Annotated in this window: 6 protein-coding genes, 1 tRNA gene and 1 pseudogene; 2 read left to right on the forward strand and 6 right to left on the reverse strand. The window is 38.2% G+C overall.

Going from position 1 to position 15,584, the window contains the following annotated elements:
* Nucleotides 1–719 precede the first annotated feature (719 nt).
* From HCUR_RS02910 to infB, 4 genes are all read right to left on the reverse strand, one after another.
* The gene (locus tag HCUR_RS02910; RefSeq protein ID WP_165780686.1) at nucleotides 720–1,595 is read right to left on the reverse strand and encodes a lysophospholipid acyltransferase family protein; all 876 of its coding nucleotides are present in this window, start codon (nucleotides 1,593–1,595) and stop codon (nucleotides 720–722) included.
* 1,345 nt (nucleotides 1,596–2,940) lie between these two features.
* Nucleotides 2,941–4,182, reverse strand: a complete 1,242-nt coding sequence (locus HCUR_RS02915; RefSeq protein ID WP_104206670.1) for an AarF/UbiB family protein — start codon at nucleotides 4,180–4,182, stop codon at nucleotides 2,941–2,943.
* Nucleotides 4,183–4,219: 37 nt separating this feature from the next.
* Entirely contained in the window at nucleotides 4,220–5,803 is a 1,584-nt protein-coding gene (locus HCUR_RS02920) for a lysine--tRNA ligase (RefSeq protein ID WP_104206671.1), read from the reverse strand.
* A 223-nt stretch (nucleotides 5,804–6,026) separates the two neighbouring features.
* Entirely contained in the window at nucleotides 6,027–8,501 is a 2,475-nt protein-coding gene (infB, locus tag HCUR_RS02925) for a translation initiation factor IF-2 (protein ID WP_104206672.1), read from the reverse strand.
* A gap of 1,263 nt (nucleotides 8,502–9,764) precedes the next feature.
* Here infB and HCUR_RS10140 point away from each other — a divergent pair.
* A pseudogene (locus HCUR_RS10140) lies at nucleotides 9,765–10,496 on the forward strand (IS5 family transposase).
* A gap of 64 nt (nucleotides 10,497–10,560) precedes the next feature.
* On the opposite strand, the gene HCUR_RS02935 reads toward HCUR_RS10140, so the two are convergent.
* Entirely contained in the window at nucleotides 10,561–12,066 is a 1,506-nt protein-coding gene (locus HCUR_RS02935) for a hypothetical protein (protein ID WP_129591868.1), read from the reverse strand.
* A gap of 273 nt (nucleotides 12,067–12,339) precedes the next feature.
* Nucleotides 12,340–12,412 (reverse strand) — tRNA-Thr (locus tag HCUR_RS02940).
* 614 nt (nucleotides 12,413–13,026) lie between these two features.
* Between HCUR_RS02940 and uvrA the strand changes: the two genes are divergently transcribed.
* Entirely contained in the window at nucleotides 13,027–15,573 is a 2,547-nt protein-coding gene (uvrA, locus tag HCUR_RS02945; RefSeq protein ID WP_104206674.1) for an excinuclease ABC subunit UvrA, read from the forward strand.
* The last annotated feature ends 11 nt before the right edge of the window (nucleotides 15,574–15,584 follow it).

Here is a 15,584-nt window from a genome sequence, read left to right on the forward strand (position 1 = left end):
TCTACACTCTTTAGAGAAAGCCCTCCAAACCAGCTATTTCGTGATATAAACTATGCCGCTCCATACCCGCCTAGCATCCTTAGGCTGCGGCCTTACTTGCTTTTTCTTGCGCTTGTTAATCTCTTATTCTATAACTTGCCACGCTTCATTTTTTAGATCACTTGTATCATTTTTTGATCTCTCTCGCCTCTCTGTGATGTCAATTCTATACTTTATTCCTGCTATTTAAACTTTTTACGTGACGGGTTTTAAGGTTGAAAGCATTAGAATCAGTGCACTAAATACCGCACATTCCCTCGTTAAACCTCCTCGATATCTATTAAACACTCTTCTAGGCACTTTACAGGCTCAAACTTTTTAATCATCAGACCAAAGAAGTTCTTTTTGAAGATGAAAATCTTGCCTTCATTCATGACTTTAGAAATATAAAAGATTTAATCTTTCATTGGAAACGGTGGAGAAAAAGAAAATATTTGTTCCAGAACTCTTATGCAACAAAACCCATTATTTTAAAGATAATGAGAATAGATTTTGGAAAGTTCTGCGTAAATTCGGTAAAAAAAAGTACTATTTTTATCCAACGCAATACTTCAGACACAAGACATTGCTTAGGGCATAGAAATAACTATCAAAAAAAGAGAAAATGGTTCATAAATCAATCAAGCGTTATATTATCCTAAAAATTCCAAAAAGTTGAGATGAACACGCACTTATAATATTTAATCATAGTCAAAAGGCCAACGTCTATGAATCCAAAACCATTGTTCGGGCTGGTTACAAACCCAAACTTCTAGGTGCGTATTAACCTGGCGCATCGTTTCTTCAGGGCTATTTTTCGGTAAAATTTCAGGAAAAAACTTAATCTTAAACCGAGCTTCTTCTAAACGCTCAGCATAAACAGGGATCAAAGCACACTGATATTTTTCGGCACAACGCGCAGGAATCAAAGTCGTATGCGCTAAATGGCCTAGTAAGGGGATTAACGGACCTTGAGTAAATTTTTGATCGATAAGGATCAGCACAGATTCGTTAGATTGCAAGGCTTCTACCATGGCTTTTACTGGATGCTCTGTTTTTGCCACTACACGATGACATACTTGACGTTGAAGTTTTTGCATTATTTTATTAACCCACGGATTGTTTGCTTGGCGATATACCTGTGTGACTTTAAATCCACATTCTTTCAACGCAAGAGAAATCATTTGAAAATTACCAAAATGTCCAGAAACAAAAATACAGGGTTTGTCTTTAAAATGTGCGATATGATCATACCCTTCAATCTCTAAATTCTGAGAATTAAAGCGTTCTAAATGGCAATATTCTGCACACACTGCCCCCCAATGAAACCACATTTTCTCTAACACACGTCGACGTTGGCTCATAGACCACTCTGGAAACACTTGCATTAAATTTTTCATGCCGATACGATGGACAGGTAACCAAGGGCCTAGCCATTGCGCAAGCTTCCCTCCAATTTTTGAAGCTCGGGGCAATCCCAGTCCGGAAAATAGTACTATTGCTCCTAAAAATCCAGTAAATTCTATGGCATGCCTACAGGTTCGAATCCAGGACCTTAAAGTTTTTTTTTGTGACAAGGACATAAGGTCTATTATTTTCTATGTATTGATCTAATTATGACATAAAGGTGCTTTCTTATCCAGGGAAAATACCAGTGCATAATAATTATCATTTTGACCTCCTACGTTTTATAGGGATGGAGTTTGGTAGCATAAAGTCTAGAAAGATATTCCCTAAAATCGAATACTTGTATGCCGAGTACAGGAAATAATTTTTGAAAAAATCCTACTCTAGCGTCAAAACATGATTTTAGCGTTTAATATTACTCTCTAGCTGCTTGCTTACGTGATGGAGAAAAGATACTATGGGATTAAAGAACGAAAGTGTACTAGATAGACTGGTTTTTCCATGTCCAAAGTTATGCTAAAGATCATCGTTTTTTGTTTTGAGTATGTTGAATGCCTCATTTTCTGTCTTCTAACGATTTCTTTCCCTACGGACAATACGTGTGTAGTATAGGGTAATTGGTAACGAATGTATTATGATACGCTTATGTTTCTGCTTTATTAACGAGGATGTTGACATTTAGAACGAAAGGTGTTGTAATGAGAATGAATGTATAATAATAAAATTTAACATAAAAAACAAACGTTAGGTAAAAGATGAGAAAAGTATGGAAACACTCTGAAAAGTAAGGTTCTATGGGAATAAGGTACACAAACATTAAAAAACCTCCAAGAACTTTTTTGAGATTCTTTGGTGTGATATTGTAATAAGTACAAAAAATAAGCCAGGCATTTATTTTTTTTCGAAAAGCCAATTTTGGGCTATGCGGCTATAAGACCTAGGCCTAACTTCAAATTCACTTTTGAAGAACTTTAAGCCAAAAGAATATTGCTCGTCTTTTAGAGATACCCCAGAAACCCGTTGAAGGCTCTGAGTGTAAACAATATTTTGATGACTTGGGCAAAAAAACGGAATCCACTCAAGAAAAAATCTCAACGCGCTTGGCTTGAAAACGTGTCGATGTAGTCTAAAACATTACTGAGATTCCCTTGGAGACATAAAAGGTATGTCCTAAAATATAACCTAAACTATAGAACTTTCTTTTAAGAAAAGTAAAAATAGGCCCAGAGCACTTTCACTAAGGCGTATAAATGCTGAACATAAGTTTGCTTAGCTTAAAGTCTTGAATCACAGAATATAATAAACAGAAAAGAAAAAAGCACAATATTAAGTTCAAAATTACCCTGGACATTGCTAATCTCAAAAACAGATTCTTTCACACCTAAGAACTATTACGATTAGCACCAAACCAACTTAATACTTAATTTTTAAAATTTCTTCTGCTTTTTATGCTGGAGGTCTATTATACTGCAGAATTTTTAATGAATTTCACGATGCTATAAGCAGGTTAGGGAGCTAAAGAGGGTAGGGCTTAGGAATATCTTCCTCCATCACACTTTGAAAACAGGTTTTCCAACACAGTGCGCCTTTGAGTCGAATTAAGGTGCTGCCTAAAGCAATACATGAGCGGTCCAATAGTAAAAATTCCAAGGGAATGCGCACTGGTCCATGGCATTGTAAAGTGTGATGAAGCTGTTTTAACAGATGAAGTCCATTTTGTGTCATAGATTCGGGTAAAATTCTAGGTCCTTCTACTAAAAAAGGTCCGTATAAAAATTTTGCCCATTGATCGATGCAAGCTTTTTGTACTTCTGAGAGAGGAGAAAATCCAAAGTATTCATAATAAATACCCTGGGTTTCTTCTTTGTTTAACAATGCAGTGTACAACGCTTTTGTACCTTCTATCCAAGACGGTGAAAAATGTTGAACACAGCCAAAATCTAGCATATAGATGTGCCCTTCTTGATTCCACATATAGTTTGTCATGTGAGGATCGGCATGTAGAATTCCTTTAGAGAAAAAAGGCTGGTACCAAGCGTAGAGTAAACGGTAAGAAAGAATATCTCGTATTTTTTGAGGTAATTCGACTAATGCTTCTTGGGAAAAATTTTTTCCTTGAAGCCAAGACATCATAAGAATATTTTTACTGGAAGCTTCTGAATAGTAAAAAGGAATGTGAATCCAGGGAATGTCTTGAAAATGCTGATGAAACCACTGCATCCATTCTCCTTCTTGCTGATAATCTAGCTCTTGTTCCATAATCTTGTAAAGATACTGGAGGATCTCAGACGTATCCACTGCAGCACCCCACCACTGATATACACTGCGCCATAAATTTAATCTTTGAAAATCTTGTTTTAAGATAGCATGCATGTTGGGATACTGCACTTTACAAGCCCGAAATTCTGTTTCATTCCAAAAAACTTTGTGTACTTGTCCTAACGCGCCGCCATAGCACTCTTTTAAAGAAAACTTTGAATACCAATGAGGTACTTCTGACTTTAAATGTTCAGCCCAAGCAAAACTTGAAAGAGGGGAACAAGTAGAAGATACAAGCTGTAACCGCGCTGCGATAGACGCAGACCATAATCCTGGAATGCCTGAGAGGACTTGTACTATCTTTAATATGGGGCCTTTAAGCTCCATTAAAGAAAACCACAATGCTTCTATTGATTCTGGCTGATGAAGTGCTCGAAAGAGCTTCCATAAACTGTTGAGATAAGCTAAATCGCGAGCACGTTCTTGTTTTATAAGCACCAACTTTTTTCCAACTTTTCTTTTTATTATGTGTGAACTAAACAGAATTACACCGAGTCTCGATCTCTTCAGCAACTTTTAAGGGGCCATATAAACGAATAAACGTCCCCATACGGGGACCTTGTTGTTGACCTAATAAAACACGATACAAGAGTAAAAACCAAGATCTTCCTTCGGTGAACCCACAGACTTTTCCAATTTCATACACTTCATGCTGCCAAAATTCTGCATCTTTTTCTGAAAAGGAAGGGTTTTTTAAATAAGAAGCCAGTGTTAAAAGAGATTTTTTTTCCTCTTCAGACGGGATAGCATATACTTTATGGGGTAGTATACGGTCTCTATAATATGTAATACCATGATGAATCCAAGCTTTCATTTCATCAGTAAGCATTGTATCGGGAGCGTAGCGTTGAATAAAACCCCATAAATGTTCTGGAGTATCTGCGTGGCAGATACCTACTAAGTTTAATAACATAGAAAATGTAATCGGGGTTTTTCTAAGGGGAGGGTTCCCTTGATGAAGGTGCCACACAGGATTTTCTAACTGCTCTCTGGGACTTTGTTGAGGATATGTATCTAATAACCCTAAATATTCATCCACCGTTCTTGGAATAATATCAAAAAAAAGTCGTTTTGCTCGACCAGGATTGGGATACATAAAATATGCTAAACTTTCCAAAGGAGCGTAACGTAACCATTCGTCCAGAGTCAGGCCATTTCCAACAGACTTAGAAATTTTATGTCCCTCTTGATCTAAAAAATGCTCATAAATTAAATTTTCTGGTGGGATTCCTCCTAAGACGCGACATACTTTTTTTCCAATCATTACAGATTCAATTAGATCTTTACCACACATTTCATAATCTACTCCCAAGGCATACCAACGGGTTCCCCAGTCAACTTTCCACTGAAGTTTACATCCTCCACCCGTTACCTGACTTTCCTGTAAAGAACCATCTTCATCTCGAAATATCACCGTACCTTCGTTGATACGATACTCTTCTATAGAAACCTGTAATACTTTTCCGCTTATTGGAGAAAGTGGTAAGAACGGGCTGTAGGTTTTTCGACGCTCTGGCCTCAATGTAGGACGTAAAATATCCAAAATTTCTTTATGATGATAAAGTACATTCAGCAGGCCGTTATCAAAATGACCAGACCGATAAGCTTGGGTTGCACTCAAAAATTTATACTCAAATCCGAATTGGTCTAAGAATTTTTTAAGTTTTGCGTTATTATAGTCCGCAAAGCTTGGGTATTCTTCAAAAGGATCTGGAACGCTCGTCAAAGGAAAGCCAATATATTCCCTCATCATTGCTTGATTGGGAACATTTCCGGGAACTTTACGTAATCCGTCCATATCATCAGAAACACATACAAGGGTGGAGCTATGATTGGGACATAACTGAGAAAAGGCAAATCTCACCATAGTCGTTCGTAGCACTTCACCGAATGTTCCCATATGAGGTAGTCCTGAGGGACCGTAGCCTGTGGAAAATATTCTGTGGGCTTTGTGGTGAGTCTTATCTCGTGCAATAAGCTTTCGTGCCTCTTCAAAAGGCCAAGCCGAAGAGGTGCTCATAAATTCATGCCACTGAGAAGAGGAAAGCGCCATAGTCATACTATTGTAATAGTTTAGAAACAAGTAGCTGCAAGTTTATCCTTTTCCAAAAAAATCTGCAAGTTAGCTCATCACAAAAAGCTGATATAATAGAATCTGCATAAAATATCGAACATTTTATGCTTTTTCCTAAAAAAGTTTTCTATGAAAAAAGGCATTTTTCCTCAGTGTTTTTTGTGAGTCTTGCTCATGCTTAATAATTTTTAATTCTATGTGTACTGCGTTAAAGTCCTCGAGCAACGCTTCGGGTTTCACTACATTCCACCCGATCTCCTACTTCAAACCCATCAAATCCATCTAAAATCATGCCGCACTCGTACCCAAACTTTACTTCTTTCATATCATTTTTTATATGACGCAAGCTTTTTATTTCTCCCTCAAATAACAAAGTTTTGTCACGAAAAATTTTTACCATCTCTCCCCGTCGTAGCATTCCTTCTTTCACCAAGCATCCAGCAATAGATGAGGCCTTTTTTACATGGAATACTTTGATTACCTCTGCTTTTCCTAGAAAATGCTCTTGAACCTCTGGTGCTAATAAATTGACCAATAAAATTTTTAATTCTTCTACAGCACGGTAAATGATTTGATGGTTTAATAAGCGTATCTCTGTCTGATCTATCATTTTTTGCGCGTCAGGTAAAACATACGTATTGAACATCAAGATCACCGCACCAGAAGTTTTTGCCAACATTGCGTCTCCCTCGTTGACTGGACCTACACCAGAAGAAATAATTTGTAGTGCAACCTCTGAATGACGGATTTTCTCAATTTCATGAGTCAAGCCTTCTACGCTGCCTTGCACATCTGTTTTAATAACGAGAAAAAGTGTTTTTATATTTTGAAACTTAAAATATGCCTCCAGCTCACCGGAGGTCTCGGGAAGCTTTAAAGACTGCTCCACACTTTGTGGTGTATGTTCTCTTTTCCATTCCACAAACTCTCTTGCCTGTGATTCTCGTTCCAACGCTAAGAACTTTTCTCCTGAAATTGGAGAACGGGAAAAGCCTAATACTTCTACGGGTTGGGAGGGGAGTGCGTATCCCACACTCTTTCCTTCTGCGTTAAACATCATACGTACTTTTCCAGATAGGGTTCCTGTGACAAAAATGTCTCCTTTATATAAAGTACCGTTTTGAATCAAAACTGTCGCCACATGTCCATGCCCTTTACGCATATGAGATTCAATCACTGTTCCCCGGGCCCTAGCACTAGGAACGCAGGTTAATCCCATCATTTCTGCTTGAAGTAATATGGTATTTATGAGTCCATCCAAATTTTTTCTTGTTAACGCAGAAACCTCTACGTCCAACACATCTCCCCCCATTTTTTCTACGGCTACCCCATGATTTAACAACTCTGTACGAACGACATCTGGTTTTACACCAGCTTTATCAATTTTATTGATGGCTACGATAATGGGAACATTGGCAGTTTTTGCATGACGAATCGCTTCCACAGTTTGTTCTTTAACGCCGTCATCCGCAGCAACAACCAGTACAATGATATCTGTAACCGCTGAGCCTCGTTCTCGCATACGCATAAACGCTTCGTGGCCTGGTGTGTCGATGAAGGTGATTTTTTTCCCAGAAGGAAGTTGTGTTTGATAAGCACCAATATGTTGAGTAATGCCTCCTTTTTCTCCACTTGCGATTGAAGTTTTACGTAACGCATCTAGAAGAGAAGTTTTTCCATGATCCACGTGTCCCATGATGGTTACCACTGGAGGACGCTCTTCCAGTGTTCCTTCTTTGATTTTCCACAGCTCAGCTTCCATGTCTTCTAATCCCACTCGAATACTTTGATGTCCCATTTCACCGATGATAAGCTCTGCAGTTTCTACATCCAAAACAGAGTTTGGCGTTACATCATGATTAAACGTAGCTAACACTTGGACCACTTGGCGGGCTTTAACAGCCATTTTTTCTGCTAGTTCTTGCAACACAACCGGGCCAGTCAGCTCGATTGATCGTAAAACCATAGATCGAATTTTTTTCTCTTTCTTTATCTTATTTCTGCGAATAGGAAATTTTTTTGAGACAGACACTGCTTCTTCCATACCGCTTAAAGGTTCATCTTCTAAAAGTACTGGAGAAATAGAAATTTCCTCGTGTTTTTGTTTAGAGCGTTTTAAGAACCCACGATTTCCTTCTTCAGACCCGGGTTTAGAACGCTTATTTCCCAATATTCCGCTCTCCATAGAGCGTGTATTGGTAAATTTTCGTTTTTTCTCTTCAGAAGTTTTTTGTTGCGTGCTATTTGTGGAGTCTTTCATATTGGATAAAGGAATAGAATCCGTTTGAATAGATACTGTGCTCTCTGTTTCCAAAGAATCCACAAAAAAAGAGGGAATTTCTTGATTTAAAGTCGTATGATCTAAAGCTGCGCGTGCCACTTGTTCCGCCTCAGCTTGCTCTTGAGCAATGCGCAACAGCTCTGTCTCTTCTTTTTCGCGTACTGCTTGTTGGACTGCCTTCAAACGACGAAGTTGTTCTTCGTCTGTGAACTTTTCAGTAAATCCACCAGAACGCCGTTCTGAGGAAGTCCGAGAGCCCCGGCGAACTTCCACCGTAACCCGTTTTGTCTTTCCCTGAACAAAAGTTTGTCTTACGCTTTCCTTTTCTGCAGGACGTGGGGGAACTTGTTCTATATTTAACTTTAACGGCTTACGTTTTTTATCTTTGTGCTCTTCGGTCATATTCCCTCATACATATCAATACGTTTTTTAATTTAAGCATAAAATTCTAATTTTATAAAATAAGTAGTTTTGTTATTTTCTATCTTTAATTTTTTTGTATTTTTGTCGTACACTAAAAGTTTTTATTTTTTGAGCACATATACATCTCACACCTACAAAAAAATTATAACACGCCATCACTCAGGCCTCAATAGGAAATTAATACAGTATTTCTAATTTTTTTTATCGCTAATTTAGTGTACAGATCAAAACATCCTTTATTTATCATTTTATGATGGGAGATTAAAGCATTTATTAGAGGGGTTTTATCTAATAATGAAGGTAAAGTGTTCTTAGTATAATTTAGTACTAGACCTACTGTGTAAGGGGCCTTTTATTCTTGGTACAACCTTTTACTTTTTGTTTTGCGTTCTAGAAAAAAACATGTTCGAGGGGCACAATGCCTAAAATAGTATAGAATTTCATGCCATAACGGTTTATTTTCTTGCGCTAGCGATGGGCAACACTTTGGAACCTTTTGAGAACGCAGGTCCGTGTAAATCAACTAAACGGTGGCTGTCTTTTTGAGTAGAAGGCTCTTGCTTAAAAGTCGTGAAATTCTGAATGGATCTTGTGTGAGAGTTTGAGACACGTAAGATGCTTTCTTGCTGCATTACGAGGATTACAACTTTAAGAATTGAGTACTGTTTAAAAGGAGTCTACGGCCTGCTCGGTCGCATTAATCATGACGCTTTCTAGACGTTTTCTTTACGGGGGTATAATATTGACTAAAATCACCTTAAAAAATCAGCGATAATGCGATATACATAGGAAACATTGGATTCCTCTACCAAACTTTCGGATACATGTCTTTGATCATAAAAAAATACCCAAATCTTGTCTAAAAGTACCAACTATATATGGTTGATAAGGCTTTTTTTAGCAGAAAAAGAACGCTAGACTCTTATTTTTTTTCTGCTTTTTGAACAATAATATCAAATTTGGCCGATGATAATCTTTCAAAGACGCTCAAATAGTTTACGAATTTTTTGAACCTTGGTATATTTTAGGAGTATAGGGGGGGGCTTTTTGAGCCTAAAGTCTCTAAGCGTATTAATTTTACTTTTGGCTTAAACAGAGACACACGCATTCTAAATGTTATTTTTTACTTAAAGCTTTCAATGATCGCAAGGTAACTGCTGTAACTAAACTATGTTATTTATAGCGTGTTTCGACATTTATAATTAACTGTTGTAAGATTAAGGCGTTTAGTTACAAGAGGAGATAAGATTGCAAGGGATACGAGACAACCAATGGGAAGGAATAAAAGAAAGGTTGTCTGGAAAAAAAACGGGATTCAGGACGTACTGGTAACGATAACCGAAAATTTATCAATGCCGTCATGTGGATTGCCCGAAAGGGTGCAACGTGGCTTACCTTTCCAGAATCTTACGGGAAATGCTCGAGTGTTCATCAACAGTTGATAAGATGGTCCAAAGCCGGTGTGTGGAAAATGATTTTCAATACCCTTTCAGAAGATGCTGATACGGAATAGATCATGAGTGATTCCACAATGATTCGGGCCCATAAACACGCTGCGGGCGTCAGAAAAAAAATAGAATCAATGGTCACAAAAACAAAAGCTGAGGGACTCAGCAGGCGGTTTTAGCACGAAGATCCACGCTGTTAGAAAACCCTATTAGATTCATTTTATGGCTTGCGCAGTGCGCTAACTATACCAAAGCTCTTGATTTAATAGAGAATTTTGACTTTAAAACGCTATTGGCGGATAAAGACTACAATGCCGATGATATTGTCCATTATGCTGACACATTATATGGGCAGCAACAAAGTCATCATCCCCCCACGATCCATACGAAAAATCTAGTCGAGCGAATGTTCAACACGTTAACCCAGTTCAGGCGCGTTGCACCCAGATATGACGCACTTGCACACGCTTTTCCTTGCTGTATCACTCATAATTCTAAAGTAACCTTAAATGTCAACACGCCATAAGCATTTAAAAGAAGAAAAAGTTATTCTCCAGGGAGACTGGAGAATTTTTTCATTAGACGCTAAATTACGTTTTGGGTGTGTTGGGATCTAAATTTTCTTGTGCCTCTTGCTGAATCACTCTCCAAGGTGTCCTTGTTTGAACTTGTTGCCCTGGCTGTTGAACTTGTTGCCCTGGCTGTTGAACTTGGCGTTGGGCGTTTATTTTTTGCTCTTGGGGCAGTAGTCTTAGTTTTTCCCAAAAATTTTTAATATGTGTTATTTCCACACACGTTTGATCAGTGTACTCAGCGCCACACTTTGATAAACATTTCCACGCGATCTGTTGTTTCGTCTCTCGATCAATGCTTGTTAGGGCTATTTCTTTGTCTGCAGTATAGAAAGCATTTTCTAAAGAAATAACTGATCTTAAAAAACGCCATTTTTCTGCATCTTCTTGATTTTCGAGGAATAGTCCAGTTACGTTACGGATAATTTTTTCAAATTTTGGAAGCTTTTTTTTAATCTTTTCATCTTTACCCAATCTTTTTTCAACTTCTTCACCGGTATCGTTCATGACCGGTGCAGCATACCCATCACTTTCTGCATCATAACTAAACGCAGTGAATACTATGCTACGAAGTGTTTTTTTTACTTCCATTTCTTGAGTAGGCTCAAAAAATTTAGGGAACTTTATCGTGGTTAAAGGACTTCCTAGAACGTGGAACACGTTTTCTATTCTGCTAGAAATTTCTTTTCCCTCTTCATTTAAATAAGAGGTAAACAATGGAATCCATTTTTGCAATTGTGGTAAATGCTGTGTATTTACCCCCCACATATTAAGACAAGTTTGCACAGAATTTTCAAAAGCTCTTTCTTGATGTTCAGATGCTTCATCTTGGGGCAGTATAGGAGATTCTTCTTGGAAGTTTTTTGGTGGAATCCTTTTTAGAACTTTTGGGTCAGTTAGAATCTGTTGGTCTTCTTGAACTGTAGGAATGATTTGAAATTTTTCCAGTGTTTGCCAAAAATTTTTAATGTGTACCACCTCTACATAATGTGGAGTAGTGTACTGGGCTCCACATTTTGATAAACATTTCCACGCAATGTGTTGTTTTATATCTTCATTAATGTTTTTGAGAGCAATCTGTTTGTCTTCAGGATAAGCGGCATCTTCTAAAGCAAGAACTGATCTCAAAAAGCGCCATCTTACTGAATCTTCTGGATTGTCAACGAACAATCCAGTTATTTTACGAACAATTTTTTCAAATTTTGGAAGCTTCTTTTTGTTCTCAACATCATTACGTACGCTTTTTTCCATGTCTTCACCTGTATTTTTCATAATGGGGGAAGGATGTATAGCGCTTTTTGAATCGTATTTAAACGCAGTGAATACTATGTTACGAAATGCCTTTTTCATTTCTATACTTTGATTAAGCTGTAGGGTATCGATTACACTCCCCACTAAGCTTGAAACTGCTTTTCCTTCTTCGTTCAGATAGGGGGTTAACAAGGGAATCAATTTTGTTAGCCCTCCAAAACACGTAGTGTTTACTATTATCGTGAATGCTAAAGTACACTGTATTTTTCTCATTATGGTGCTCCTGAAATAGAACTATGAGTACTGGTATACCTCAAAAAATAATGTTACTCAACGCGTTAAGCGAGAATTAATGTGTATTGTAAATTTTTTCATATTACACATATTTTCTTAATGGTGCACTTTTAAAGAAGTTTTGAAAGAATTAGAGTATCTTCAAAGACACTTAACTCGTTTGTTTAACGTATAGAAGCGGAAGGTGTTCAGCACATTTAACGGAAACACACAGTACCGGGACACGTGGTGTATATTGTAGTGCATATAATGTGCCGGGTATTGGATTCGAACCAACGACCTACTGATTACAAATCAGTCGCTCTACCTACTGAGCTAACCCGGCAGAAATTTGAGTGTACTAAAAAAATTATAAAAAAACAATCAATTTTTACCCAAGGCTTATAGTCCACTGATAAAAAGAGAAGACACTGTTTCCTTTAAAAATGTTTTTTTGCTTTCAGTGCTGCCGAACAGTGCTTCTAAGTAGTTAATATTATAATATACATGACGAATTTACTTTGAAAAGATTAAAAAATAAAATAAGAGTGTATTGGAACTATTGTTCAGATTGTTAGACCGGGTGCGTAAGCCTAATTTGAGGGATTAGTGGATAGAGGAGAGTGGTTTTAATCATAATACTTTTTAAATGTGGCAAAATCTGTTTATGAGAGTAACTGTGCTAGCAATTATTATGAATTTAATATTTTTACCTATCTATTTACCAGACTTAAATTTTATAGGGACATGCTGGGTTAATATGAAACGATGTATTAAGAATAGAATTACAGAATCAATATGAGGTTATAAGCTGCTTTTTTTCTCTACCTAGTACAATATGATTTACTATAGTTATTTTCATTCCCCAGAACTATTTAGGATGATACTGTAGCTTCAATTTTGTTTATTTTATAATAGTGTATTATAATGTGTAAAATTTTATCCTAATACAGGATTTGTATGTCAATACTAGATACCCGAACTGTGATTTGCATTAGCGGTGCGCGTCAACACAACTTAAAAAATATTTCTTTGTCTATTCCTAAAGATAAACTTGTGGTAATCACAGGTCCCAGCGGTTCTGGAAAATCCTCTTTAGCTTTTGATACGTTGTATGCAGAAGGACAGAGAAAATATGTAGAAAGTCTATCCGTGTATGCACGGCAATTTTTAGATATGATGCCAAAGCCGGAAGTGGACGCCATTTCTGGGCTGTGTCCAGCGATTTCCATTGAACAAAAATCTGTTTCTCACAATCCACGCTCTACTGTGGGAACTGTAACTGAAATTTACGACTATTTGCGTTTGTTATTTGCTCGGCTGGGCAAAGTATATTCTCCAGCTACAGGAATGTGTATTGAGCCTCAATCTGCTAGTCAAATGGTAGAACGTATCTTAACATTGCCTTTCAATGGAAGGTATGCGCTTTTGGCACCGATAGCTCGAGGTGAAAAAGGAGAATTTAAGGCTATTTTTACTTCTTTAAAAAAACAGGGCTATGCAAAAGTTAAAGTCGATGATCAATTTTATGATATCGAGGATGTACCTAAGTTGCAAAAACGTACTATGCACGATATTTTTGCCGTAGTACATCGCTTTCGTATTCCCCCTCAAGATAGTAATAGCGAGTTTTTACACACCTTAACACAAAGCGTAGAACAGGCATTACGCCTTGGAAATCAATATATTGTGGTAGAACCTTTGGACCAAAGTGACCATCCTAAACTTCATCTCTCAGGGTCTATGAGCTGCCCTGTCTCGGGATTTAGTTTACCAGAAGTGGAGCCTAGGCTTTTTTCATTTAACAGTCCATATGGTGCGTGCTCTTTGTGTGATGGATTGGGCGTTCTTTCTTTTGGGACAGTGGGGGAAGAAGAGGAGGGAGAAGATGTTCCTGTATGTTTTAAATGTCATGGAAATAGACTGAGCGAAGCAGCGCTGTGTGTTAAAATTCGCGATGTTCATATCGCCCATGTAGGGCAATGGTCATTAACGCATCTATTGGACTGGATTCATCAGCTCGAGCCAGAAATAGAGGATGAAAAACGTATTATTAGCACACCTATTTTACGAGAAATTAAAAGTCGACTACAGTTTTTAATCGATGTGGGATTGAGTTATCTTGCACTGTCCCGAGCCTCTAGTACTTTGTCTGGTGGTGAAACTCAGCGTATTCGGCTCGCGTCTCAAATTGGATCGGGATTAACAGGGGTGTTGTATGTTTTGGATGAGCCATCCATTGGACTACACCAACGGGATAACGATCGTTTAATTCGGACTTTACATCGACTGAGAGACTTAGGTAATACAGTTATTGTGGTGGAACATGACGAAGATACCATCCGTCATGCAGATCACGTGGTGGATATGGGGCCGGGCGCAGGGTATCTGGGGGGAGAGATAGTGGCACAAGGTACACCTCAAGAAATCGAAGCCCATAGGGATAGCTTGACTGGTGCTTACTTGAGAAGAGAAAAATGGATTCCTGTTCCTGAAACGCTGCGTCCTGGGCAAAGCAATAAGGTGCTCTGTGTTGTGGGCGCTAAAATTAATAATCTAAAAAATCTTACCGTTTCGTTTCCTTTGGGAAAAATGATTGGTGTAGCTGGAGTGTCTGGAAGTGGTAAGTCTTCCTTAGTGATGGATACTTTGTGCAAAGGGGTTCGATATGTGAATCAACACCGCAGTTTAGAAGGTATATGCCAGGAAATCTCTGGCATTGAATGGATTGATAAACTCATTGAAATGGATCAATCGCCCATTGGTCGCACGCCGCGCTCCAATGTGGCGACGTACACGGGCTTGTTTACCTTGATTCGAGAGTGGTTTGCGATTTTGCCAGAATCTAAAATACGAGGATATACTCCAAGTCGTTTTTCCTTTAATGTACAGGGGGGGCGCTGTGAGCACTGTAAAGGGGATGGCGTTTTATGCATTGAAATGCATTTTTTACCGAATGTTTACGTAACCTGTACCCAATGTCAAGGACAACGCTATAATGGTCCTACACTGGAAGTACACTATAAAGGGAAAAGTATTGGTGATATTTTGTGCATGTCCGTAACAGAAGCGCTCTCTTTTTTTCAAGATATTGCCTCTATTCATAAACGTTTGTCCGTGATTGAAAGCGTAGGATTAGGATACGTACGCATTGGGCAGGGGGCACCTACCCTTTCGGGAGGAGAGGCACAACGGGTTAAATTAGCTAAAGAGCTCATGAAGCGTAGCACTGGAAAGACGTTATATATTTTAGATGAGCCTACTACTGGCCTTCACTTTGATGATGTACGCCAACTGCTAGAACTTTTGCATCGATTGGCGGATCAAGGAAATACTCTAGTGATTATAGAGCACAATCTTGATGTGCTTAAAACTTTGGATTGGATTATCGACGTGGGGCCAGAAGGGGGAGAAGCAGGAGGGTATATCGTGGTGGAAGGAACTCCAAAAACTATCAGCGAATGTACCCAAAGCTATACTGGTTCTCATCTTTTGTCCTATCTTTAAAAGGATCCCTT

This window comes from Holospora curviuscula (assembly GCF_002930195.1).
Taxonomy (GTDB): Bacteria; Pseudomonadota; Alphaproteobacteria; order Holosporales; family Holosporaceae; genus Holospora; species Holospora curviuscula.

Excerpts from the sequence above, each read along its gene's own strand:
- HCUR_RS02935 (WP_129591868.1), bottom strand. The coding sequence starts at position 12,066 with ATGAGAAAAATACAGTGTACTTTAGCATTCACGATAATAGTAAACACT.
- infB (WP_104206672.1), bottom strand. The coding sequence starts at position 8,501 with ATGACCGAAGAGCACAAAGATAAAAAACGTAAGCCGTTAAAGTTAAAT.
- HCUR_RS02920 (WP_104206671.1), bottom strand. The coding sequence starts at position 5,803 with ATGACTATGGCGCTTTCCTCTTCTCAGTGGCATGAATTTATGAGCACC.
- uvrA (WP_104206674.1), top strand. The coding sequence starts at position 13,027 with ATGTCAATACTAGATACCCGAACTGTGATTTGCATTAGCGGTGCGCGT.